General features: G+C 63.7%; 21 protein-coding genes. 9 read left to right on the top strand and 12 right to left on the bottom strand.

Annotated features, from left to right (window positions below):
- The first annotated feature begins 56 nt into the window (after positions 1-56).
- The 4 genes from odhB (at position 57) to sucD (ending at position 5236) form a co-directional block, all read left to right on the top strand.
- Positions 57-1310 carry a 2-oxoglutarate dehydrogenase complex dihydrolipoyllysine-residue succinyltransferase gene (gene odhB / locus FURADRAFT_RS05505; RefSeq protein WP_008953135.1) on the top strand — a complete coding sequence of 418 codons (1254 nt, stop codon included), beginning with the start codon at positions 57-59 and terminating at the stop codon, positions 1308-1310.
- A gap of 130 nt (positions 1311-1440) precedes the next feature.
- Positions 1441-2874 carry a dihydrolipoyl dehydrogenase gene (lpdA, locus tag FURADRAFT_RS05500; protein ID WP_008953134.1) on the top strand — a complete coding sequence of 478 codons (1434 nt, stop codon included), beginning with the start codon at positions 1441-1443 and terminating at the stop codon, positions 2872-2874.
- A gap of 280 nt (positions 2875-3154) precedes the next feature.
- The gene (gene sucC, locus FURADRAFT_RS05495) at positions 3155-4324 is read left to right on the top strand and encodes an ADP-forming succinate--CoA ligase subunit beta (protein WP_008953133.1); all 1170 of its coding nucleotides are present in this window, start codon (positions 3155-3157) and stop codon (positions 4322-4324) included.
- 27 nt (positions 4325-4351) lie between these two features.
- Entirely contained in the window at positions 4352-5236 is an 885-nt protein-coding gene (gene sucD / locus FURADRAFT_RS05490) for a succinate--CoA ligase subunit alpha (RefSeq protein WP_008953132.1), read from the top strand.
- 212 nt (positions 5237-5448) lie between these two features.
- Here sucD and FURADRAFT_RS05485 read toward each other — a convergent pair whose 3' ends face one another.
- Positions 5449-6210 (bottom strand): sulfite exporter TauE/SafE family protein, encoded by a 762-nt coding sequence (locus FURADRAFT_RS05485; protein WP_008953131.1) that lies wholly within the window; start codon positions 6208-6210, stop codon positions 5449-5451.
- Positions 6211-6355: 145 nt separating this feature from the next.
- Between FURADRAFT_RS05485 and FURADRAFT_RS05480 the strand changes: the two genes are divergently transcribed.
- Positions 6356-7261 carry a LysR family transcriptional regulator gene (locus tag FURADRAFT_RS05480; protein ID WP_236261546.1) on the top strand — a complete coding sequence of 302 codons (906 nt, stop codon included), beginning with the start codon at positions 6356-6358 and terminating at the stop codon, positions 7259-7261.
- Between the two features lie 99 nt (positions 7262-7360).
- On the opposite strand, the gene FURADRAFT_RS05475 is transcribed toward FURADRAFT_RS05480, so the two are convergent.
- The 4 genes from FURADRAFT_RS05475 to FURADRAFT_RS05460 all read right to left on the bottom strand — a co-directional run bounded on the left by FURADRAFT_RS05475 (position 7361) and on the right by FURADRAFT_RS05460 (position 11890).
- On the bottom strand, positions 7361-7804 hold the full coding sequence (locus tag FURADRAFT_RS05475) for an LEA type 2 family protein (RefSeq protein WP_008953129.1): 444 nt from the start codon (positions 7802-7804) through the stop codon (positions 7361-7363).
- 13 nt (positions 7805-7817) lie between these two features.
- Positions 7818-8708, bottom strand: a complete 891-nt coding sequence (locus FURADRAFT_RS05470; protein WP_008953128.1) for a LysR family transcriptional regulator — start codon at positions 8706-8708, stop codon at positions 7818-7820.
- A gap of 493 nt (positions 8709-9201) precedes the next feature.
- On the bottom strand, positions 9202-9858 hold the full coding sequence (locus tag FURADRAFT_RS05465) for an OmpA family protein (protein ID WP_008953127.1): 657 nt from the start codon (positions 9856-9858) through the stop codon (positions 9202-9204).
- 247 nt (positions 9859-10105) lie between these two features.
- Positions 10106-11890 carry an ABC transporter ATP-binding protein gene (locus FURADRAFT_RS05460; protein ID WP_008953126.1) on the bottom strand — a complete coding sequence of 595 codons (1785 nt, stop codon included), beginning with the start codon at positions 11888-11890 and terminating at the stop codon, positions 10106-10108.
- A gap of 78 nt (positions 11891-11968) precedes the next feature.
- Here FURADRAFT_RS05460 and FURADRAFT_RS05455 point away from each other — a divergent pair, with 78 nt between their 5' ends.
- Together FURADRAFT_RS05455 and FURADRAFT_RS05450 are read left to right on the top strand one after the other, a co-directional pair.
- Positions 11969-12457, top strand: a complete 489-nt coding sequence (locus FURADRAFT_RS05455; protein ID WP_008953125.1) for an acyl-CoA thioesterase — start codon at positions 11969-11971, stop codon at positions 12455-12457.
- Between the two features lie 65 nt (positions 12458-12522).
- A complete protein-coding gene (locus FURADRAFT_RS05450) occupies positions 12523-13212 on the top strand; it encodes a TIGR01621 family pseudouridine synthase (protein WP_008953124.1) in 690 nt (229 codons plus the stop codon).
- Here FURADRAFT_RS05450 and FURADRAFT_RS05445 read toward each other — a convergent pair.
- Genes FURADRAFT_RS05445 through FURADRAFT_RS05430 form a run of 4 tightly spaced genes read right to left on the bottom strand, consistent with a single transcriptional unit; the run spans position 13196 to position 16899 of the window.
- On the bottom strand, positions 13196-14008 hold the full coding sequence (locus FURADRAFT_RS05445; protein WP_008953123.1) for a ChbG/HpnK family deacetylase: 813 nt from the start codon (positions 14006-14008) through the stop codon (positions 13196-13198). The genes FURADRAFT_RS05450 and FURADRAFT_RS05445 overlap by 17 nt on opposite strands.
- A complete protein-coding gene (locus FURADRAFT_RS05440) occupies positions 14005-14391 on the bottom strand; it encodes a GtrA family protein (RefSeq protein WP_008953122.1) in 387 nt (128 codons plus the stop codon). Before FURADRAFT_RS05440 ends, FURADRAFT_RS05445 begins: the two co-directional genes overlap by 4 nt.
- Positions 14381-15397, bottom strand: a complete 1017-nt coding sequence (locus FURADRAFT_RS05435; RefSeq protein ID WP_008953121.1) for a glycosyltransferase family 2 protein — start codon at positions 15395-15397, stop codon at positions 14381-14383. Before FURADRAFT_RS05435 ends, FURADRAFT_RS05440 begins: the two co-directional genes overlap by 11 nt.
- Positions 15394-16899 (bottom strand): ArnT family glycosyltransferase, encoded by a 1506-nt coding sequence (locus FURADRAFT_RS05430; protein WP_008953120.1) that lies wholly within the window; start codon positions 16897-16899, stop codon positions 15394-15396. Before FURADRAFT_RS05430 ends, FURADRAFT_RS05435 begins: the two co-directional genes overlap by 4 nt.
- A gap of 119 nt (positions 16900-17018) precedes the next feature.
- Here FURADRAFT_RS05430 and FURADRAFT_RS05425 point away from each other — a divergent pair, with 119 nt between their 5' ends.
- Together FURADRAFT_RS05425 and FURADRAFT_RS05420 are read left to right on the top strand one after the other, a co-directional pair.
- Positions 17019-17252: a hypothetical protein gene (locus FURADRAFT_RS05425; RefSeq protein WP_008953119.1), complete on the top strand. Its 234-nt coding sequence runs from the start codon at positions 17019-17021 to the stop codon at positions 17250-17252.
- Positions 17253-17381: 129 nt separating this feature from the next.
- The gene (locus tag FURADRAFT_RS05420; RefSeq protein WP_008953118.1) at positions 17382-18770 is read left to right on the top strand and encodes a tryptophanase; all 1389 of its coding nucleotides are present in this window, start codon (positions 17382-17384) and stop codon (positions 18768-18770) included.
- A 56-nt stretch (positions 18771-18826) separates the two neighbouring features.
- Here FURADRAFT_RS05420 and FURADRAFT_RS05415 read toward each other — a convergent pair whose 3' ends face one another.
- The 3 genes from FURADRAFT_RS05415 to ccoG are packed head-to-tail and all read right to left on the bottom strand — an operon-like array spanning position 18827 to position 21209.
- Positions 18827-19228, bottom strand: a complete 402-nt coding sequence (locus FURADRAFT_RS05415) for a YbaY family lipoprotein (RefSeq protein ID WP_008953117.1) — start codon at positions 19226-19228, stop codon at positions 18827-18829.
- A gap of 1 nt (position 19229) precedes the next feature.
- Complete coding sequence (locus FURADRAFT_RS05410) at positions 19230-19754, bottom strand: FixH family protein (RefSeq protein WP_008953116.1); 525 nt, start codon at positions 19752-19754, stop codon at positions 19230-19232.
- Positions 19755-19757: 3 nt separating this feature from the next.
- Positions 19758-21209, bottom strand: a complete 1452-nt coding sequence (gene ccoG / locus FURADRAFT_RS05405) for a cytochrome c oxidase accessory protein CcoG (RefSeq protein ID WP_008953115.1) — start codon at positions 21207-21209, stop codon at positions 19758-19760.
- Between the last annotated feature and the right edge of the window lie 3 nt (positions 21210-21212).

Genomic DNA, 21212 nt, shown 5'->3' with positions numbered 1-21212 from the left:
ACACCCTGACAGTGCACACGGGGGGAGGGCTCCCCCCGTCAACGGAGAAGACAATAATGTTGATCGAAGTGAAAGTTCCTCAGCTGCCGGAATCGGTTTCCGAAGCCACCCTGATGACGTGGCACAAAAAGGTCGGCGAGTTCGTCAACCGTGACGAAAACCTGATCGATCTGGAAACCGACAAGGTCGTGCTGGAACTGCCGGCTCCGCAAGCCGGCGTCATCGTGAAACTGATCGAGCAAGACGGCGCCACGGTGACCTCGGGCCAACTGATTGCCCAGATCGACACCGAAGCCAAGGCGGGTGAGGCTGCTCCGGCTGCCGCTGCTGCGGCCCCTGCGGCTGCAGCTCCGACCGCTGCTGCCGCGGCACCGGGTGGCGCGGCCATGCCGTCCGCCGCCAAGCTGGCCGCCGAAGCCGGCGTGAACCTGGCCGACGTGAGCGGCTCCGGCCGTGACGGTCGTATCCTGAAGGAAGATGTGGCTGCCGCTGCTGCCAAGCCGGCTGCCGCTCCGGCCCAGTCCGGCCCGGTAGTGGCTCCTACCGCTCCGGCTGCCGGTGTCGCTCTGGCCTCCACCCCGGCCGTGAACGTGGCCAGCCTGACCTCCGGTCGTCCGGAACAGCGCGTGCCGATGTCGCGTCTGCGTCAGCGTGTGGCTGAGCGCCTGGTGCTCTCCCAGCAGACCAACGCCATCCTGACCACGTTCAACGAAGTGAACATGAAGCCGGTGATGGACTTGCGCAACAAGTACAAGGACCGCTTCGAGAAGGAACACGGCATCAAGCTGGGCTTCATGGGCTTCTTCGTGAAGGCTGCCGTGGCCGCGTTGAAGAAATACCCGATCGTGAATGCCTCGGTCGACGGCAACGACATCATCTATCACGGTTACTTCGACATCGGCGTGGCCGTGGGCAGCCCGCGCGGCTTGGTGGTGCCGGTGATCCGTAACGCTGACCAACTCTCCCTGGCCGAGATCGAGAAGCAGATCGCCGACTTCGGCAAGCGTGCCCAGGAAGGCAAGCTGACCGTGGAAGAGCTGACCGGCGGTACCTTCACCATCTCCAACGGCGGTACCTTCGGCTCGATGATGTCGACCCCGATCATCAACCCGCCGCAGTCCGCGATCCTCGGCATGCACGCTACCAAGGAGCGTGCTGTAGTCGAGAACGGCCAGGTGGTGGTGCGCCCGATGATGTACCTGGCGCAGTCCTACGACCACCGCATCATCGACGGCCGCGAAGCCGTGCTGAGCCTGGTGGCGATCAAGGACGCGATCGAAGATCCGGCCCGCCTGATCCTCGACCTGTAAGGTCTTGCCTGCCCGGGATCGAGCGTTCCCGGGCATTACGAATGTGCGTCGCCGTTTCTTGCAGAGACGGCGACACGGAGCCGGCCCAGGCAGTCTGCTTGGACCGGCCTCCGCGAAACAGGGGAATTCAATGAGTCAGCAGTTTGACGTCGTCGTCATCGGCGGCGGCCCCGGCGGCTACGTGGCCGCCATTCGCGCAGCGCAGTTGGGCTTCAACACCGCTTGCGTCGACGCCTACAAGAATCCGGAAGGCAAGCCTTCCCTCGGCGGTACCTGCCTGAACGTAGGCTGCATCCCGTCCAAGGCCCTGCTGCAGTCGTCGGAAAACTTCCACGCCGTGCAGCACGACTTTGCCAAGCACGGCATCACGGTGGACGGCGCCAAGATGGACGTCGCCGAGATGCTCAAGCGCAAGGACGGCATCATCACCAAGAACGCCGGCGGTATCGCTTTCCTGTTCAAGAAGAACAAGGTTGCGAACATCCACGGCCTGGCCAGTCTGAAAGGCCGCCAGGGCGAGCGCTGGGTGATCGAGGTCAGCGACAACGGTGCCGTGGTGGACACCCTGGAAGCCACCCACGTCATCATCGCCACCGGTTCCAACCCGCGTCAGCTGCCGGGTCTGCCGGTCGACAACCAGTTGGTGCTGGACAACGCCGGTGCCCTGGCGTTGAGCGCCACGCCGAAGCGCCTGGGTGTGATCGGCGCCGGCGTGATCGGCCTGGAAATGGGCTCGGTATGGAAGCGTCTGGGCGCCGAGGTGACCATCCTCGAAGCGATGCCGACCTTCCTCGCCGCCGCCGACCAGCAGATCGCCAAGGAAGCCTTCAAGACGCTGACCAAGGACACCGGTCTCGACATCAAGCTGGGCGTGAAGATCGGCGAGATCAAGACCGCAGCCGACAGCGTCACCGTCAACTACGAGCTGAACGGTGAAGCCTTCAGCGCCGAGTTCGACAAGCTGATCGTGTCGATCGGCCGTGTGCCGAACACCGCCGGTCTGGGCGGCGAGAGCGTCGGCCTGCAGATGGACGAGCGCGGCTTCGTGGTGGTGGATGACCACTGCCATACCAACCTGCCGAACATCTGGGCCATCGGCGACGTGGTGCGCGGCCCGATGCTGGCGCACAAGGCGTCGGAAGAGGGCGTGGCCGTGGCCGAGCGCATCGCCGGCCAGAAGCCTCACGTCGACTTCGGTGTGATTCCGTGGGTGATCTACACCTCGCCGGAAATCGCCTGGGTCGGCAAGACCGAAGAACAGCTCAAGGCCGAAGGCATCGAGTACAAGAAAGGTACGTCCGGCTTCGCGGCCAACGGCCGCGCGCTCGGCCTCGGCCAGGCGCAGGGTACCGTGAAGATCCTGGCTTGCGCCAAGACCGACCGCATCCTCGGCCTGCACATGATCGGCCCGATGGTGTCCGAGCTGGTCACCGAAGGCGTGGTGTCGATGGAGTTCAAGGCGGCCAGTGAAGACCTGGCACGCATCGTCCACGCCCATCCGTCGCTGTCCGAAGTGGTACATGAGGCGGCGCTGGCGGCAGACAAGCGCGCGCTGCACGGCTAAAACGGTTTTCAACCGGCGACGGTGTCAAGACGCTGTTGCGCGCACGGTGGGCGGATTTTATATTCGCTCAGCGCTTCGGAACCCTGATGTACTTGATGTACATTCCGGTTGCTGCGCTCCGAGCGTCTCGTCTTGTCTCTGCTCGCCGAGTCTGAACTCTCGTCTTGCGCTGGATTGATTGACCCATCCGCCCGTGATGCGGGCGGTAAATTTGCAGAATCCCAGGCATAGCAAGGTTGGCCGAAAGGCCCGCCGACTATCCACCGAAAGGAAATCATAGATGAACCTGCACGAATACCAAGCGAAAGAGCTGCTGGCCAAGTACGGCCTGCCGGTGCAACAAGGCATTCTGGCTCACTCGCCGGAAGAAGCCGCCGCTGCTTACGACAAGCTGGGTGGCAAGTTTGCCGTTGTGAAGGCCCAGGTCCACGCCGGTGGCCGTGGCAAGGCAGGTGGCGTGAAAGTGGTGAAGAGCCGCGAAGAAGCCGCCGAAGTCGCCAAGACCCTGATCGGCACCAATCTGGTGACCTATCAGACCGACGCCGCCGGTCAGCCGGTGAACAGCGTGCTGGTGTGCGAAGACATGTACCCGGTACAGCGCGAACTGTACCTGGGCGCCGTGGTTGACCGCGGTTCCCAGCGCGTGGTGTTCATGGTGTCCACCGAAGGCGGTGTGGAAATCGAGAAGGTCGCCGAAGAAACCCCGGAAAAGATCATCAAGGTCGAAGTGAACCCGCTGGTCGGCATGCAGCCGTTCCAGGCTCGCGACTGCGCGTTTGCCCTGGGCCTCTCTGGCAAGCAGGTTGGCGAATTCACCAAGCTGATGCTGGGCGCCTACGAAGCCTTCGTGGCCAACGATTTCGCCCTGTTCGAAGTGAACCCGCTGGCGCTGCGTGAAAACGGCGAACTGGCTTGCGTCGACGGCAAGATCAACCTCGACTCCAACGCCCTGTACCGTCACCCGGAACTGCTGGCCCAGCGCGACAAGTCGCAGGAAAACGAACGCGAAGTGAAGGCTTCCGAGTTCGACCTGAACTACGTAGCCCTGGAAGGCAACATCGGCTGCATGGTGAACGGTGCCGGTCTGGCGATGGCCACCATGGACATCATCAAGCTGAAGGGCGGCCAGCCGGCCAACTTCCTGGACGTGGGCGGTGGCGCCACCAAGGAGCGCGTGATCGAGGCGTTCAAGCTGATCCTGGCCGATACCTCGGTGAAGGGTGTGCTGATCAACATCTTCGGCGGTATCGTGCGTTGCGACATGATTGCCGAGGCGATCATTGCTGCCGTGAAGGAAGTGAACGTGACCGTGCCGGTCGTTGTGCGCTTGGAAGGCAACAACGCCGAGCTGGGCGCCAAGATCCTGGACGAATCCGGTCTGAAGCTGACCTCCGCCCAGGGCCTGAACGACGCAGCCGAGAAGATCGTTGCTGCCGTCGCCGCCCTCTAATCACCTGCACCGCATAAGGATTTCAAAATGAGCGTATTGGTCAACAAAGATACGAAAGTGCTGGTGCAAGGTTTCACCGGCAAGAACGGGACTTTCCACGCCGAACAAGCGCTGAAGGTCGGCACCAAGGTCGTTGGTGGCGTGACCCCGGGTAAGGGCGGTTCCGAGCACCTGGGCCTGCCGGTGTTCAACACCATGAAGGATGCCGTACGCCAGACCCAGGCTGACGCCTCGGTGATCTACGTACCGGCAGCGTTTGCCAAGGACTCCATCCTGGAAGCCGTGGACGCCGGCGTGAAGCTGATCGTCTGCATCACCGAAGGCGTGCCGACCCTCGACATGCTGTACGTGAAGAAAGCCGTCGACGAAGCCGGCATCCGCCTGATCGGGCCGAACTGCCCCGGCATCATCACCCCGGGCGAGTGCAAGATCGGCATCATGCCGTGGCACATCCACAACCCGGGCCGCATCGGCATCGTGTCCCGTTCCGGCACCCTGACCTACGAAGCCGTAGCGCAGACCACCGCCCTGGGCCTGGGGCAGTCCACGTGTATCGGTATCGGCGGCGACCCGATCCCGGGCACCAGCCACATCGACGCACTGAAGCTGTTCCAGGACGATCCGGACACCGACGCCATCGTGATGATCGGTGAAATCGGCGGTTCCGCCGAAGAGGAAGCGGCCGAGTTCGCCAAGGCCTACGTGACCAAGCCGGTTGTGGGTTACATCGCCGGCGTTACCGCGCCGAAGGGCAAGCGCATGGGCCATGCCGGTGCCATCATCTCCGGCGGCAAGGGTACCGCCGAAGAGAAGTTCAAGGCTTTTGAGCAAGCTGGCATCGCCTACACCCGCAGCCCGGCCGAAATCGGCAAGACCATGTTCGAACTGCTGAAAAGCAAGGGCATGATCTAAGTCGTCACGACTGCCAGATCCAAGCAAAACGCCACCGGAAAGGTGGCGTTTTTTTATGGAAAAACGAGACCGGCGGGCTGGCCGCCGGCTCTTCTTTTCTAGATGGATTTTCCGGCCCTGCCGTGTCTGCCGTCGCAGGATGTCTACCCGCTTGCCAGGGGGCTGCGTGGCCGGGAGCCGGCGAGGTCATGGCAAGAGCCCGAAGCCGGGGGTCAAGCCTTGATCATGTCGTAGCCGAGCTTGACGATCAGGATGGCTAGCAGGCACAGGAACAGCATGCGGATGAACGCGGTGCCGCGTTTCATGGCGATGCGGGTTCCGACCCAAGCCCCCACCATGTTGCTGAGTGCCATCGGAGCAGCGACGCCATACAGCACCTTGCCTGTGGGGACGAAAAAACACAGTGCGGCAATGTTGGTGGCCAGGTTCACCAGTTTGGCGGAGGCGGAAGCCTGCAGGAAGTCGAAGGCAAAGCAGCGGATAAACAGAAAGATCAGGAAGCTGCCGGTGCCAGGGCCGAACAGCCCGTCATAAAAGCCGATCGCCCCGCCGACCAGCAGTGACAGCAGACGCTCGCGCCAGCCCACCGAGAGCGGGCGCCGCACCGCGCCGAAGTCCTTCTTGAAAAAGGTATAGAGCGCCATGGCGACGATGAGCACCAGTACCAGCGGGCGCAGCACCGCCGTCGGTACCGCCGACACGGCGGCGGCGCCCAAAAACGCCATGGCAAAGGCGCTGAGGGCGGCTGGCAGCACCAGGCTCCAGGGAATCGCTACTCTGCCGATGAAGGAGCGGGCCGCGAGCGAGGTGCCGCTGGCCGACGCCAGCTTGTTGGTACCGAGCAGTGTGGCGGACGGCACGGCAGGCAGGATGTTGAACAACGCCGGAATCTGGATCAGGCCGCCACCACCGACGGCGGCATCGATCAGTCCGGCACAGAAGGCAAAACCGCATAGCAAGGTCAAGGTCAGCATGGTATCGCTCTGAACGATGTGATGGCATGGCCCCGGCGGCAGGATGCCAGGAACCGATTGGCGGCGAGTATAGAAGAGCAGCCCGGATTGTGTTGCAATATCGTGTTGCGTTAATTGCAATGAAAGAGGGCCGATGCAGTTACCCTTGCTGTGGGAAATCAGTGTGTTCTGTACCGTGGCTGAAAAGCGCAGCTTTGTCGCCGCCGCCCGGCTGTTGGGGCGCTCTCCCAGCGCCGTGACGCGGGCGATTCAGGCCTTGGAATACGAGGTCGGCAGTACTCTGCTGCAGCGCTCGCAGAAATTGGTGAGCCTGACCGCGGCGGGGGAGAGTTATTACACCTACGCCAGGCAGATGCTGGATTTGCAGGTGGAGGCTCAGGAGGAATTAGCGGGCCTCGGCGCGGCGGCGCAGGGCTGGATACGGTGTGCCGCACCGGAAAACCTCGCCATCGGCGTGTTGCCGGGGGTGATCGCCGAGTTCGCCACCCAGCACCCCGATGTGCGCATCGATGTGCGTTTCAGTGACGAACTGCTGGACCCGATCCGGGAAAAGCTGGATTTTGCGATACGCGGGGCATTTCCCCAAGACAGCGAACTGATCGGTTTCCCCTTGTGGGATTACCGCCGTCATCTGTTTGCCAGCCCGGACTACATCCGCCGGCGTGGGCTACCCGTGTCGCCCGACGAACTGGTGGAGCATGAGCTCATCGTGCACACGGCGCCTCGCATCCTGAAGGACTGGTATTTCGTCTCGGAGGGGAGGCAGTTCCGCAGCAAGGTAGAGCCCCGCTACCGTTTCAATTCGGGCGTCGCGGTGTATCTGGCGGCGCGGCATGGCGTGGGGATTGCCCGATTGGCCAGTTGGCTGGCGGCGCCGGCGGTCAAGGAGGGGGCTCTCGTCAAAGTCTGCCCGGATTATCGGGTGACCTCTTCCCGTGGCCAGGATCCGCAAATGCATGCTGTCTATGCGACCAGCGGGCAGCCCAGGCGGGTTAGGCTGTTTCTGGAGTCGCTGCGCGCCTGGGCGAGCAAGGCCGACTCTCTCTTGTAAGGCCTGGCTCGCCCGTCTTTCACGGGAAGGCGCCGCGCTGGAGGGCGGGAGCGCTGCTGCCAGGAGGGGCAAGCCCCGGTCTCCTGGCGCCAGCCTTGTTCAATGCGGGCGGCTCCATTCGCCCTTGCTGCTGAACGGCAGCGTGCCCAGACCGTTGATATCTTGCAGCTGGCCGTTGATTTCATAGTCCAGCGTGCTGTCCGGGTGTTCCAGCAGGCGACCGACCTGTTTCAGCCAGTGGCGGGTGCTGGTGTGCAACTCGACCTTGACCAGGCTTTCGCTCAGCGCCGCGACCTGGATCGCCTGGGGGCTGACCCCGCGTGCCAGTTTCTCGCCGCCGACGGCGACGTCGAATACCAGCCCTTTCGCCGAGAGGGTGTAGTTGTTCGGGTTCTGCAGCCGCAGGGTGAGGGTGAAGGTCTGCTCGAACAGCGTGCTCTTGCCGGGCTCGATGTCGGCAATCGACACCTGCGGCTTTTGCCAGGAGAGAGTCGAACAGGCGGCCAGCAGCAGGCTGAGCAACAGCAGTTTCAGGGTTTTCATCGTGCTTCCTCGTCTATTCCAGGCTACCCAGCATGTCACGCGACATCTGGATCCAGGCGCGCGCGGCGTGTGAGAGATAGACATCCTTTTGCCAGATCAGTGCCAGGTGCCAGATGATCTCCTTCTCGTCGAGCGGGATGACGTCGAAGGGGCGCCCGTACAACCGGGCCGCCACGCTTTCCGGTAGCAGCGCGATACCGAGGCGGGCTTCCACCATGGCGGCGATGAAGTCCCAGTGGGCACTGCGTCCGGCGATATGGATGGTTTTGCCCAGGCGGCGAAAGCCTTGGCTGACCAGGGTGGAGAGCGAGAAGTCCTCGGGGTAGAACACGATCGGCTCGTCGGCGATGTCGGCGAGCTTGATATTGCGTTGGCCGTGCCAGCGCGACTGGTCGGGAGCCACCAGGCACAGGCGGTCACGCACGAAGCTGAAGGTATTGAACACCTGGCGATCGACCGGCAGCACCGCTACGCCGATTTCCAGCTGGCCGGAACGGATGTTGCTCTCGATCGAGCGCGCACCGTATTCGACCATCTTCAGTTCGACGTTGGGGTAGTGAGCGCGGAACGAGCTGACCACCGGCGCGAAGAAGGCGCCGCCGACCATCGGCGGCAGGCCGACGATGAGCTCGCCGCGGGTCAGCGCCGAGAGATCCGACAGCTCGGTTTTCAGGCGGCTCATGGCGGCCAGCACATCTTGTCCGCGCTCGTAGGCGACCTTGCCGGCATCGCTCAGCTGGAAGCTGCGTCCCTCGCGGATGATCAGCGGCACGCCGAGTTCTTCTTCCAGGTGCTTGACCATCTTGCTGATGGTCGGCTGGGTCACGAACAGGGCATCGGCGGCGCGGGTAAAACTTTGACGGCGCACTACTTCAATGAAATAACGCAGCGCTTTGATGTCCATGTTGGTGCATTCCGTTAGTGAATGGTAACGATAATTTTAATTCATTTCTAGAATGGATTACGGCTCACTATACTACGAGCTCTCCCTGTGTGTTGTGTGTGTTGTGCAGCAGGAGGGTGTGTGGGGTTGGCGCAGAAGACTGTCGCTGATCTTCCTCCTTGCTGTGAGTCGATACCTGCCAGCGCTGTTGCCCTTCTGGGGCATGCTTCAGCCGGGCACAGCCTGGCAAGGTTAGACTTGAACGAATGTTGTTCTGGCCCCATGTTTGGGGACAGGACGGGTGGCATAGCCACCCTGGATCTGTGCATTGCCGCCTTGCGGCAGTGTGGTCAGGTTCCGCAGGGCGCTGCTTTGCGGGCGTTTTATTGTAGTTCCTCCATTACTGAGCGTTTTTAAGGCCGACTATTCGTCGGCCTTTTTTTTGCCCGCCGCTGGCGAAAACAAAAAACCGGAGGACACGCCTCCGGTTGGATTGTCATGCCGGATGCTGCGATCAGCTGGCTTTCGGGTTGATCAGGATTTCCACGCGGCGGTTCTTGGCGCGGCCTTCGGCCGTGGTGTTGCTGGCGATCGGCTGGTTCTGGCCGTAGCCGACGGGGTTGATACGGCTGCCGGCGACGCCACGCGATTGCAGGAAGCCCGCGACGGACTGGGCACGGCGCTGCGACAGCGTCTGGTTGTAGGCCACGTTGCCGGTGTTGTCGGTGTGCCCGGCGACGGTGATGGTGGTATCCGGGTACTGGGTCAGCACGTTGGAGACATCGGTCAGCGCCGTGCGTACGGAAGGCTGCAGCTCGGCGCTGTTGACGGCGAAGGTGATGTTGTCCGGCATGGTCAGCTTGATCTGGTCGCCGACGCGGTCGACGCCGACCTGGGTGTTGGCCAGCTTGTCGCGCAGCTGTTTTTCCTGATAGTCCATGTAGGCGCCCACGCCGGCGCCGACGATGCCGCAGCCCAGCGCCGCGTTGCGTGCGCCCTTGCTGCCGTGGGTGGCGGCACCGGCAATGCCGCAGGCGGCGGCGGCACCGAGGCCGTACATGGCAGTCTTGCTCATCTGGCTTTGGCCGGTCTGCGGGTTGGTGGTGCAGGCGGCGAGGCCGACGCTCAGGGCGACGGCGGCGGTGAGCAGGGTTTTCGAGTGTTTGAACATGAGAGCCTCCACTGAGTAACAGTCGGGAATCGGGACAGGCGTGCGCGTGGCGTGACCTGGGGATGATGGCAGGGTGGGTGCAGCCGCTAGCACGGGACGACCGGTTTGCCGCGGCGCTGCCTGGGTCCAACTTGGGCGGGATTATAGACGCAGGGTTGCCGTGAATTCCGGCGTCTTAACAATTGTTAAACAATCACTTGATTAACGTAACCCGGGCGCGAGGCCATGCCTGAGCCCTGGCCCGGGCTCAGACCAGGCTCGGCGGACTGTCGAGAACGGAGCGCTCGCCGGTCTGCAGCCGCCACAGCGCAGCGTAGCTGCCGTTTTGCGCCAGCAGACTGTCGTGGGTGCCGGACTCGACGATGGTGCCGTGCTCCATGACGTGGATGCAGTGGGCGTGGCGTACGGTGGACAGGCGGTGGGCGATCACCAGGGTGGTGCGGGTACGCGAGATGACGTCGAGCGAGCGCTGGATGGCGGCCTCGGTTTCGTTGTCCACCGCGCTGGTGGCCTCGTCCAGCACCAGTACTGGCGGATTCTTCAGGATGGCGCGCGCCAAGGCCAGGCGCTGGCGCTGGCCGCCCGACAGTTTCTGGCCGCGCTCGCCGATCTGGGTGTCGTAGCCCTGCGGCAGGCGTTCGATGTAATCGTGTGCTTCCGCCGCCTTGGCGGCGGCCACGATCGCCTCGCGGCTGACCTGGCCCAGGCCGTAGCCGATGTTGTCGGCCACGCTGCCGTCGGTCAGGAACACGTCCTGGCTGACGTAGCCGATGGCGCGGCGCAGGTCGGTCAGGTCGAGCTGCTGGATGTCGTGACCGTCGAGGCGGATCTGTCCGGTCTGGGGCTGGTAGAAGCGCAGCAGCAGTTTCACCAGCGTGCTCTTGCCGGAGCCGGTGGCGCCGACGAAGGCGACGGTCTGGCCGGGCTCGATGGTGAGCGTGACGTCCTGCAGCGTGGGGGCGTCGGCGTAGGCGAAGGACAGTGCGTCGAATTCCAGCCGTCCGGCGACGTGTTCCGCTGCGAGATGACGGCCCTCGTAGGGGATGGTCTGGGGCGTGGCCAGCACCCCCAGCACGCGCTCGATCGAGGCCATCGAGCGCTGGTACAGGTCGGCGATGTCGGCAAGCCCGGTGAGCGGCCACAGCAGGCGCTGGGTCAGGTAGACCAGCACCGAGTAGCTGCCGACACCGATTTCGCCGTGGGTCGCCATCCAGCCGCCGTAGACCAGGGTGGCGACGAAGCCCGCCAGGATGGCCATGCGGATCACCGGGGTGATGGCGGCCGAGAGCTGGATGGCGCGCGCGTTGGTGCGGCGGTAATGCTCGCTGGCGTCGTGAATGTGGGCGGCTTCGAACTCTTCGGCGGTGAAGGCCTTGATGGTGGCGATGCCAAGCAGGTTGTTATTGAGCCGGCCGTTGATCACACCGGCGGCCTCGCGCACCTCGGCGTAGCGCGGCGCGAGGCGGCGCTGGAACCAGAAGGTGCCGTACAGGATCAGCGGCACCGGCAAGAGCGAGATCAGCGCCAGTTTGGGCGCCAGCAGGAAGAACACCGCGCCGACCATCAGCGAGGAGCAGAACACCTGGATGATGCTGTTGGCGCCACCGTTGAGGAAGCGCTCCATCTGGTTGATGTCGTCGTTGAGGATGGCCATCAGCTTGCCGGTGCTCTTGTTCTCGAAGTAGGCGAGTGGCAGCTTCTGCACATGGCGGTAGGCGTCCAGCCGCAGTTCGTGCTGCAGGCTTTGCGCCAGGTTGCGCCACTTGACCTCGTACAGGAACTGGAACAGCGATTCGCCGCCCCAGATCAGCACCGTCAGCAAGCCCAGCAGCAGCAACTGCTGCATGGTGTCGGTGATGCCGAAGCGCGCCAGGAACGAAGCTTGCTTGTTGACCACCACGTCGACGGCGACGCCGATCAGCACCTCGGGCAGGATGTCGAAGAACTTGTTGAGCACCGAGTACAGTGCGGCAAGGCGGGCGTCCCGCCGGTACTGGCGCGCGTAGTCGAACAGTCGCGAAAGGGCGTTCATGGTATCGTCCGGGGAGCGGTAGACAGCGATTCTACTGCAGTACATAACAGATAGATAATGACCCAGGGAACACAGAAAATGACTGAAACGAGCAATCATCCGACGCAGCGCGAGCTGGTGATGTCGGTACTGATGATGCCCGATATGGCGAACTTCTCCGGCAATGTGCACGGCGGCGTGCTGCTGAAGCTGCTGGACCAGGTGGCCTACGCCTGTGCCAGCCGCTACGCCGGCTGCTACGTGGTGACGCTGTCGGTGGACCAGGTATTGTTCAAGCAGCCGATCCACGTCGGCGAGCTGGTGACGTTCTACGCCAGCGTCAACCACGTCGGCCGCACCTCGATGGAAGTCGGCATCAAGGTGGTGGCCGAAGACATCCAGCAGCGTACGGTGCGTCACACCAACAGTTGTTACTTCACCATGGTGGCGATGGAGCAGGGCAAGCCGGCGGCGGTGCCGGCGCTGTCGCTCGACACTGAAACGCATCGCAAGCGCTTCCGCGACGCGGAGATTCGCAAGCGCATGCGCATGGAGGCCGAGGCGCGCATGAACGAAGCGTTGTCCTGAGCAAGACTGAAAACCAGAGGCCGCTTCGCTGTTAGAATCGGCCTCTTTTTCATGGTGAGTGCGCCGTGTTCGACCTGATTGCCACCGATCCCCGTTTCTACGTCATCGCCAAGCATCCCGGCGTGAGTTTTCACCGTCAGGGCGACGAGGCGGGGCTGATGGAGGCACTGCGCGCGCAATTGGCCGACGACGCCTTGTGGCCGGTGCATCGTCTTGACCGGCTCACCTCGGGGCTGTTGCTGGTGGCGCGCTCGGCCGAGGTGGCGTCAAGGTTGGCCGAAGCCTTCGCCGCGCGCGAGATCGAGAAATACTACCTGGCGCTGTCGGACCGCAAGCCGCAGAAGAAACAGGGACTGGTGCGGGGAGATATGGTGAAGGGGCGCGGCGGCGCCTGGCGTCTGCTGCCGTCTTCGGCCAACCCCGCCATCACCCAGTTCTTCAGCTTTTCGCTGGCGCCGGGGCTGCGGCTGTTCATCCTGCGCCCGCACAGCGGCAAGACGCACCAGCTGCGCGTGGCGCTGAAAAGCCTGTCGGCGCCGATCCTGGGCGACGAACTGTACGGCGGTACGCCGTCTGACCGGGGCTATCTGCACGCCTACTCGCTGGCGTTCCACCTGGACGGCGAACGCTTCCACTTCATCTGCCCGCCCCGGCACGGTGCGCATTTCAACGCCGAGGCGTTGCAGGCCGCTCTGCAAAAACCGGAGTGGCAACCCGAGGCGCTGCCCTGGCCGGTTCTCAACTCCCCAGCCTGAGCGGTTGGGCGAAGCGTTCCAGCACGATGTCATTGCGCTGGCAGTCTTCCTCGAAGGCGGCGCTGGCCAGATAGCTGTATTCCTGCTGTCGTGCCGCGCCGATCGGGTCGCTGCTGTCCTCGGCCGGTAGCCCCGGGTGGCACATGATCAGGCCGCCGTCTTGGCAGCGCTGCAGCCAGCGCCGCATCAGACCGGGAAAATCCGCCTCCGCCGTCAAGGAGTACAGCCCGCCGAACCAGCCTGGCGTGCTCAGGCCGCGATGGCGGGCCATGCCGGTGAAGCCGGCGCACAGCGCCTTGAGTACCATCCCCTTGCCCGGACTGTCGCCGCTGTCACCGAGCCGGTCCGGTGCCCGCAGATAGGGTCGAGCCCGGCCGTTCCAGCGCAGCGCCACGGCCTCGAGCAGTGCGTCCCGTACCACCGGCAGGGCATGCACGTGCTGGTGGCCGTCGAGGTAGTCCGGGAGCCGGCCAAAATGCTCGGCGAAGGCGTCGATCTGGCGCAGCAGCATAGCGCGCAAGGCCGGGCGCGACAGCAGACGGAGCTGGCTGTAGAGCAGCCAGTGGCCGAGCGGCCGCGCGCTGTCGTCGAACGGGTGGGTCAGGTTGCAGTGCAGGCCGATGTCGGCATCGGGGGCTCGCTGTGCCAGTTCACCGGCCAGCGCCGGCCACAGCGGCGACAGGCTGAACACGCTGGTGGCGCTCAGGCGGCGGCGTTCCAGAAGCTCGAGAATCCCTTCGCTGATGGCGGGCGACTGGGCGAAATCGTCGGCGCACAGGGTCAGGCGGCGGCTCATGCCGGATGCTTCCCGGCAAAGGCCCACAGCTTGCTCAGTGCAAAGGTAAACACGGCGACCAGCACCAGCACCAGCAGCAGGGCGCTGCGGTAATCCAGCGCGGTGAAGCGCAACAGTACGAAGTACAGGGCCTCGTTCAATCCGAAGCTCAGGCTGGCCACGCCGAAAAAGCGGGGCAGCGACTGACGGTGCGGGACATGGTGGGCCTGGAAGGTCAGCCGGCGGTGTCCCCAGTAGCTGATCTGGAATGCCAGGAGGAAGGCGGCGACATTGGCCGCCAGCGGCGGCAGGCCCAGCGGCACCAGCCACAGGCTGACGATGACGAAGTGCGCCAGCATGGCGCTGACGCCGACGCAGCCGAATACCAGCAGTTCACGTTTCATGGTGCGGGGCGTGTTCCTTGTCGGCCGGGGAGACGATACGGCTGATCAGGTAATTCGGACGCTGCTTCACTTCGTCGAAAATCCGTCCGACGTATTCGCCGAGGATGCCGATCGAGAGCAACTGGATGCCGCCGAGGAAGGTCACCGCGACCGCCAGCGTCGGCCAGCCGTGCAGCGGGTTGCCGTAGACCAGGGTGCGGAACACCTCGTAGAAGGCGTAGCCGATCGCCACCAGCGAAATGGCGCTGCCGACCAGGGTCCAGATGCGCAGCGGCATGGTGGAGAACGATGTCAGTCCGGTCAGCCCGAGATCGAGCAGGCGCTTGAAGTTGAAACTGCTCTGGCCTGAACGGCGGGCGTTGGTATGGGTCTCCAGCCCGAGCCGGGTGAAGCCGACCCAGTTGTAGAGCCCTTTCATGAAGCGGTCGCGCTCCGGCATGGCGCGCAGGGCGTCGAGGATGTTGCGGTCGAGCACGCGGAAGTCCTGCGTGTTTTCCGGAATTTTCAGCCGAGCCCCGGTATTCAGCAGGGTGTAGAACACGCGGGTGAAGCAGCGCTTCGCCAGGCTCTCGCCTTCGCGGCTGGAGCGTACGCTGTACACCATGTCGTAGCCGCGGCGCCAGTGCGCCAGGAATTCCGGCACCAGCTCGGGCGGATGCTGGAAGTCGCCGTCGATCAGCACCGCCACATCCCCCCCGGCCTGGTTGACCCCGGCGGTCAGCGCGATCTCCTTGCCGAAGTTGCGCGACAGCTGTACCAGGGTCACCGGCAGAGGGGCCGTTTCGCTCAGCACTTTTTCCACGGTGGCATCGCGGCTGCCGTCGTCGACCACGATCAGCTCATGGCGATAGCCATGCTCCTTTAGCAGTCCGTGCAGCGTCTGCAACAGCGGCACGATGTTCTCGGCCTCGTTGTAGGCCGGGATGATGCAGCTTACCAATGGATCAGCGGGGCGCTCGGCCGCGTGCAGGCCAAGCAGGTAGGGAGGAACGATCTCTTCCTTCATGTCGGGCTCCGGAGAGGCTCAGTGGCTGGCGCAGCGAGGCGTGGCGGCTGGTGTTCGCGCAGCAGCAGGATAACGTCTTTCAGGTTGCGGAAGCGGCCGATTTCTTCGAAGCCGGCCCGTACTGCCGGCGGCAGCTCCGCGACTTCCTTGGCGTCGACGGCGATGTAGTCGCGCGTCGTATTGTGCAGCAGCGCCTCGAAACGTGCCGAATCGGTACTGCTGCGGGCGCGGCCGGCGGAATAAAACTCCGCCGAAAACTCGCGTCGGCGGTCCCAGTACAGCAACTGGCTGTCCGGGCTCGGCTGTTCGTGCTGCCAGGCTTCGATCAACCGTTTCTGGCTGCGTCCGACCGCCTCGGGCCGCAGTACGAAGGCGGCGGTGGCTGCCAGCGCGATCACGGCGCTGACCAGACCCAGAGCCGGTAGCCAGCGGCCGCGCTGTGGCAGGTCCGCACGTTGCCACAACTCGGCAAACAACAAGGCAAAGCCCGGCAGCATCGGCATCGAATAGGGCCAGATGATGTTGCCGGAGAGGCTGAAGAACAGCAGCGTCATCACGGTCCACAGGGCAGCGTACAGCAACCAGCCGTCCTGGTCGCGACACAGGGCCGGCAGGCGGCGGCGCTGGCGTGCCAGCCAGGGCAGCATCGCCAGCGACCACGGCAGCAGGGCGGCCACGGTATAGAGCCAGATCATGCCGTGCGGGGTGGCGTGGGCGAAGCCGTAGCGGTCGCCTTTCCAGCCCGGATCGAGGAAGCGGGAGACGTGCTCGCCCATGATGAAGTAATTCAGGAAGCCCGGGGTGCGGTGTTCCGCCAGCAGGTACCAAGGGGCGGCGATCAGTAGCGTGAGCACGAGACCGCCGAACCAGGGCAGGTGCTGCCACAAGGGTTTCCATTGCTTACGGACGATCACCCACAGCCCGATCGGCATCGCCGCCAGTACGATGGCGACCGGCCCCTTGGCCAAGAGGCCGACCCCCATGCCGACGAAGAACAGATAGCCCCAGCGCCGGCTATGCTGGGCCAGCGCATGCCAGAAGGCGGTCTGGATCAGGGTGACGGAGAACATCAGCGCCGGGTCGGTCATCACCGTGCCGGCCGCGAGGAAGAACAGCAGGCCGCTGGCGAGTACCAGCACGCAGGCCAGAGCGGCATCGCGACCGCTGCGTGCGGCGGCCAGCGAGGCGGTCAGCGCCACGGTGCCGATGGAGAGCAGCAAGGCAGGCAGGCGTGCCGCCAGCTCGTTCACCCCGAACACTCCCATGAACGCGGCAGACAACCAGGTGGAGAGCGGAGGCTTGGCCCAGAACGGGATCTGGTAATCGTGCCACAGCGTCACCCAGTTGCCGGTTTCCAGCATCTTGCGGGCAATCTCGGCGTAACGGGCTTCGGTGGTGTCATTGAGCGGGATCAGGGCCATGGCCGACAGGCGCACCACGATCAGCGCCAGCAGCACATAGAAGGCTTGGCGCTGCCAGCCGGGTCGAGAAGTGGGTTTCATCCTGTGTTTCTGGTGTCGTCCGGGTACTGCCTGGGCAGGTCGGCCCGGCAGGATTTGTGTGTTTTGAGAAAGCGCAATTCTACCCGATGTTGGCGTCATTCCCTTAAGGAATCCTGACGATGATACAACGCCCCTGGGGGGCGATAGCGATCTGCGCGGCCGTTTTCCTGCAGCGCTTGCCGGAGCAGATGGAGTGGAGTAGTCTCGCCTGGCCATCCGGCAATGCTTTTCAAGGTGCTACTTCCATGAACACGTTGGCTTGCTTGACCCGGGCAGGGGCCAACCGCAATAGCCTGCCCATGAACTGGTACACCCTCGACGTCGTCCTCGCCGACGACTTTCCCCGCGCCTGAGTTTCTCCGCCGCCGCTCGGTGGCATCCGTCTTTTCCCCGTATACCGTTTAAACTGAAGACAGAGGCTGTCGCTCTCGTCGCGCCTGGCGTTGTTGCGCCCGCGGTCGGCCGACAGCCGGGAGACTCTCATGGCACGTCGCATTCCCGAACCGTTCCGCATCAAGATGGTGGAACCGATCAAGCAAACCACCCCCGAACAACGCCATCAAGCACTCGTGCAGGCCGGCTGGAATCCCTTCTTGCTGCGCGCCGAAGACGTCTATATCGACCTCCTGACCGACAGCGGCACCGGTGCGATGAGCGACCGGCAATGGGCCGGGCTGATGATGGGCGACGAAGCCTATGCCGGCAGCCGCAATTTTTACCATTTGGCCGATACGGTCAGGGAGGTGTTCGGCTACGCTCATACCATTCCGACCCACCAGGGGCGAGGGGCCGAGCAGATTTTGTTCCCGGAACTGGTCAAGCGCGTCAAGGGCACGTCGCCGGTGTTCCTGTCCAACTACCACTTCGACACCACCAAGGCGCACGTCGAGATCGCCGGTGCCCGCGCCATCAATGTGCTGACGCCGCAGGCCTTCGATACCGAGACCGCTTACAACTGGAAGGGCGATTTTGACCTGCCAAGGTTGGCCGAAACGATCGCCGAGGTCGGTGCCGACAACGTGGCCGGGCTGATCGTCACCATCACCTGCAACAGCGCCGGCGGCCAGCCGATGTCGATGCACAGCATCCGCGAAGCCAGCAAGCTGGCGCGCGCCCACGGCATCCCGGTGATCATCGACGCGGCGCGCTTCGCCGAGAACGCCTGGTTCATCCAGCAGCGCGACCCGGATTACGCCGGCCATGCCATCGCCGATATCGTGCGTGAGATGTTCAGCCATGGCGACATGTTCACCATGTCGTCGAAGAAGGACGCGCTGGTCAATATCGGCGGCCTGTGCTGCTTCAAGGACGATATCGAGCTGTTCCACGCGGTGCAGGTGCGCTGTGTGCCGATGGAAGGTTTCGTCACCTACGGTGGCCTGGCCGGTCGTGACATGGAGGCCATGGCGCTGGGGCTGAAGGAGGGCATGGACCAGGACTACCTGAGCTACCGGATCGGCCAGGTGGCCTACCTTGGCGAGCGGCTACGCGCGGGCGGTGTGCCGATCCAGACCCCGACCGGCGGACACGCGGTGTTTGTCGACGCGAAAAAGCTGTTGCCGCATATCCCGGCCGATCAGTTCCCCGCCCACGCGCTGGCGTGCGAGCTGTATCTGGAGGGCGGCATCCGCGGTGTCGAGATCGGCTCGCTGCTGCTCGGGCGCAATCCCCAGACCGGCGCCCAGGAGCCGTCGCCATTCGAGCTGCTGCGTCTGACCATTCCGCGCCGGGTGTATACCAACGACCACATGGACTACATCGCCGACTGCCTGATCGACGTCAAGCGGCGTGCCGCCTCGATCCGCGGCTTGTGCTTCGATTACGAGCCGCCGATTCTGCGCCACTTCACTGCACGGCTGCGGCCGGTTTGAGGCTGGAATGAAAACGGGGAGCCTAGCTCCCCGTTTTTTTGATCTGGCACAGCCGCTCAGCGTGCCACCGGCTCGGCGCTGATTTCCACCGTGGCACTGGAGCCGTCCAATACCCGGCGTGGCTCGCGGCTGGCCAGGCGCAGCTCGCCATCGACGAAGACCCGTGCCTCCACAACGTAGCGCCCATCGGCCTGGATGGCGTGGCGGTCGTAGCACAGCGAGAACCCGGCGGGGAAGGCGGGGGGCTGTTCCAGGTATTGTTCCGCCAGAACGCGCGGCGGAGCATCGCTGTGGCTGACATCGAGCAGGGTGACACGCACCATGCTGCCGGCGCGCTCGAGCGGGCCGCCCGCCAGCGACACGGTGCCGTTGAGGTAGGCGGGGGTATAGCCGCCTTGCGTGGCGCAGCCGCTCAACACCAGTGCGGCCAGTCCCAGCAGGGCGTGTCGGCGCTTCATCTCAGTTCTCCACCGGTGTCAGGGCAGGGGTGCCGAGCAGAACCTGGTTGCCTTCGGCCGAGCGCCAATCGCCCTGCACCCGCCACTGCTTGCTCTTGTCTTCCAGGTGCAGATACCAGTGGTTGGCCGGCGCGGGCTTCACCGTGCCCTGGTAGACGTTGTCGCTGAGGCGGTGCAGTGTGATGTGCTGGTCGAAGTCGTCCTGGGCGGGGTGCAGCAGTTGCAGCTCCAGCTCGGCCGGCAGCGGCTGCTTGCTGCTGGTGATGACGCGTACCTGGCGCATGTCGGTGCTGAACAGAACCTGGGCCGACAGCCCCATGGCCTTGGCCACTTCATCGCGATGCAACTGCTTGTTGATCTCCTTGCCTTGCTGGTAGTAGTCGTCCACCACCATGCCGTCGTCGCTCTTGACCGCGATGCCGAAGGTGACGAAGGCCGCGATCACGACGATAGCGGGGCCCGCCATCAGCAGCCATGGCCAGCGCTCCCGATACCAAGGACGCGAAACATTGAGGGCCTTCTGCATCTCTTATTCTCCGATGAAACTTGATTTTTCTTCCACGCGCAGCGCCTGATCGTCGGCGGACTGGATCACGAAGTGGATTTCGTGGCTGCCCTTGGTGGCGTATTGCGGGTCGGCCTCGACACGTACCGGCACGGTTTCGGTTTCGGTACCCTTGACCGTGATGATCGGCTTGTCGGTTTCCAGCTTGATTCCCGGCAGACCCTCGACTGCGAGCTGGAAGCGCTGGGTTCGTTCCGAGACGTTGATGATTTTCACGCTATAGCTGTTCTCCAGCCAGCCTTCGTCGGTTTCTCTGACCAGCGAGGCGCGGTCACGGATAATGTCCACCTTGAACGGCTTGCGTTGCGAGAACGAGACGACGGCAGCGATCAGAATGGTGAGCAGAAGCAGCGAGTACAGCACCACGCGCGGCCGTTTCAGGCGCGAGACGATCTCCTTCTCGCTGTATTTGCCTTCCAGGGCATTTTCCGTGGTGTAGCGGATCAGGCCACGCGGGTAGCCCATCTTGTCCATGACCTCGTCGCAGCCGTCGATACAGGCGGCACAGCCGATGCATTCGTATTGCAAACCGTTGCGGATGTCGATGCCGACCGGGCAGACCTGCACGCAGATACTGCAGTTGATGCAATCGCCCAGCCCTTCGCTGCGCGGGTCGAGGCCTTTCTTGCGGGCGCCACGCGGTTCGCCGCGCTTCTCGTCGTAGGAAATGATCAGCGTATCGGCGTCGAACATGACGGCCTGGAAGCGGGCGTACGGGCACATGTACTTGCACACCTGCTCGCGCATCATGCCGGCGAACAAATAGGTGAAGCCGCCGTAGAAGAACATCCAGAACGTTTCCCACGGACCGTAATTGAAGCCCGGTGCGGCGGCGACCAGATCCCGGATCGGCGTGAAGTAGCCAACCAGGGTGAAACCGGTGACCAAGGAGAACAGCACCATCAGCGTATGCTTGGTGAACTTGATGCGGAACTTGGTGAGGTTCATCGGCTGCTTGTCGAGCCTCATGCGCTTGTTGCGGTCGCCTTCAACCCACTGCTCGATCCACAGCATGATCTCGGTGTACACCGTCTGCGGACAGGAATAACCGCACCACAGCCGACCCGCGATGGTGGTCCAGGCAAACAGACCGAAGGCGCTGCATATCAGGAGGGCGGCGAGATAGACGAAGTCCTGCGGCCAGATGGTCAGCCCGAACAGGTGGAACTGGCGGTTGACCAGGTCGAAATGCACGGCCTGGCGGCCGTTCCACATCAGCCAGGGAATGCCGAAGAAGACGAGCTGAGTGCCAAGCACGAACACGATGCGCCAGTTGTTGAACAGGCCTTTGACGCTGCGCGGATAGATTTTCTGACGCTCTTCGTATAACGACACTTCCGTGGTGTCCTGTGCCGCATTCTTCTGCGTGGCACGTTGCTCCACCTTGATGGGGATATCTTTCAGTGATTCGGGCATCGT

Source organism: Pseudogulbenkiania ferrooxidans 2002, from assembly GCF_000174355.1.
Lineage (GTDB): Bacteria > Pseudomonadota > Gammaproteobacteria > Burkholderiales > Chromobacteriaceae > Pseudogulbenkiania > Pseudogulbenkiania ferrooxidans.
Note: the sequence above shows the minus strand (reverse complement) of the source record. Positions and strands in the feature narration are given on the sequence as shown.

Bases quoted from the DNA above. Each gene is read 5' to 3' on its own strand.
- FURADRAFT_RS05435 (WP_008953121.1), bottom strand. From the start codon at position 15,397: ATGAAGGAAGAGATCGTTCCTCCCTACCTGCTTGGCCTGCACGCGGCC.
- FURADRAFT_RS05430 (WP_008953120.1), bottom strand. From the start codon at position 16,899: ATGAAACCCACTTCTCGACCCGGCTGGCAGCGCCAAGCCTTCTATGTG.
- FURADRAFT_RS05455 (WP_008953125.1), top strand. From the start codon at position 11,969: ATGACTGAAACGAGCAATCATCCGACGCAGCGCGAGCTGGTGATGTCG.
- FURADRAFT_RS05445 (WP_008953123.1), bottom strand. From the start codon at position 14,008: ATGAGCCGCCGCCTGACCCTGTGCGCCGACGATTTCGCCCAGTCGCCC.
- FURADRAFT_RS05425 (WP_008953119.1), top strand. From the start codon at position 17,019: ATGATACAACGCCCCTGGGGGGCGATAGCGATCTGCGCGGCCGTTTTC.
- odhB (WP_008953135.1), top strand. From the start codon at position 57: ATGTTGATCGAAGTGAAAGTTCCTCAGCTGCCGGAATCGGTTTCCGAA.
- FURADRAFT_RS05465 (WP_008953127.1), bottom strand. From the start codon at position 9,858: ATGTTCAAACACTCGAAAACCCTGCTCACCGCCGCCGTCGCCCTGAGC.
- lpdA (WP_008953134.1), top strand. From the start codon at position 1,441: ATGAGTCAGCAGTTTGACGTCGTCGTCATCGGCGGCGGCCCCGGCGGC.
- FURADRAFT_RS05420 (WP_008953118.1), top strand. From the start codon at position 17,382: ATGGCACGTCGCATTCCCGAACCGTTCCGCATCAAGATGGTGGAACCG.
- FURADRAFT_RS05415 (WP_008953117.1), bottom strand. From the start codon at position 19,228: ATGAAGCGCCGACACGCCCTGCTGGGACTGGCCGCACTGGTGTTGAGC.
- sucC (WP_008953133.1), top strand. From the start codon at position 3,155: ATGAACCTGCACGAATACCAAGCGAAAGAGCTGCTGGCCAAGTACGGC.
- FURADRAFT_RS05485 (WP_008953131.1), bottom strand. From the start codon at position 6,210: ATGCTGACCTTGACCTTGCTATGCGGTTTTGCCTTCTGTGCCGGACTG.
- FURADRAFT_RS05475 (WP_008953129.1), bottom strand. From the start codon at position 7,804: ATGAAAACCCTGAAACTGCTGTTGCTCAGCCTGCTGCTGGCCGCCTGT.
- FURADRAFT_RS05470 (WP_008953128.1), bottom strand. From the start codon at position 8,708: ATGGACATCAAAGCGCTGCGTTATTTCATTGAAGTAGTGCGCCGTCAA.
- FURADRAFT_RS05410 (WP_008953116.1), bottom strand. From the start codon at position 19,754: ATGCAGAAGGCCCTCAATGTTTCGCGTCCTTGGTATCGGGAGCGCTGG.
- FURADRAFT_RS05440 (WP_008953122.1), bottom strand. From the start codon at position 14,391: ATGAAACGTGAACTGCTGGTATTCGGCTGCGTCGGCGTCAGCGCCATG.
- ccoG (WP_008953115.1), bottom strand. From the start codon at position 21,209: ATGCCCGAATCACTGAAAGATATCCCCATCAAGGTGGAGCAACGTGCC.
- FURADRAFT_RS05460 (WP_008953126.1), bottom strand. From the start codon at position 11,890: ATGAACGCCCTTTCGCGACTGTTCGACTACGCGCGCCAGTACCGGCGG.
- sucD (WP_008953132.1), top strand. From the start codon at position 4,352: ATGAGCGTATTGGTCAACAAAGATACGAAAGTGCTGGTGCAAGGTTTC.